This window comes from uncultured Winogradskyella sp. (assembly GCF_947498005.1).
Lineage (GTDB): Bacteria > Bacteroidota > Bacteroidia > Flavobacteriales > Flavobacteriaceae > Winogradskyella.
The window spans coordinates 1-809 of the sequence record NZ_CANMIW010000029.1 but is presented as its reverse complement, the minus strand read 5'-3'; the positions used below and the strand labels follow the sequence as shown (position 1 = coordinate 809).

1 pseudogene is annotated in these 809 nt (G+C 42.8%); it reads left to right on the top strand.

The window, feature by feature from the left end:
* Nucleotides 1-809 (top strand): annotated as a pseudogene (locus Q0891_RS17195) (hypothetical protein); the annotation flags it as partial.

The following is an 809-nucleotide window of genomic DNA, read 5'->3' as shown; positions in this document are numbered from 1 at the left end:
TCAGCTCAAGGCTGTGATGATGGTACGGCTACGGCAACTCCTTCTGGTGGTACTGCTCCTTATACTTATTTATGGTCCGCGAATGCTGCCAACCAAACTACAGCTGCTATTACAGATTTATCGGAAGGCACTTACTCGGTAACAATTACGGATGCTAATGATTGTACAACAACACAATCGGTAACCATTTCATGTACCGATGATTGTGATACAGCAACCACGTCTGGAACCATTACTAATGTTCTGTGTTTTGGAGAAGCGACTGGTGCAGCAACTGTGTCAGCGAGTTCGGTAATTAATCCTACTGCGACTTTTACTTTTACATGGTCTAATGGCGATACCGATGCTGGTGTAACTTCGAGTACAATAGCTGATGTCATTGCTGGGAATTATAATGTGAGTGTTACTATGGATGGATCATCTTGTGATCCTGTGGTTCATAATATTTCTATTACACAACCTTCGGAAGCGTTGAGTGTGTCTATTGATAAAGTTAATGCAACGTCAGCTCAAGGCTGTGATGATGGTACGGCTACGGCAACTCCTTCTGGTGGTACTGCACCTTATACTTATTTATGGTCCGCGAATGCTGCCAACCAAACTACAGCTGCTATTACTGATCTATCGGAAGGCACTTACTCGGTAACGATTACGGATGCTAATGATTGTACAACTTCACAAACTATTACTATTTCTTGTACTGATGATTGTGATACAGCAACCACTTCTGGAACCATTACTAATGTTCTGTGTTTTGGAGAAGCGACTGGTGCAGCAACTGTGTCAGCGAGTTCTGTGATTAATCCTAC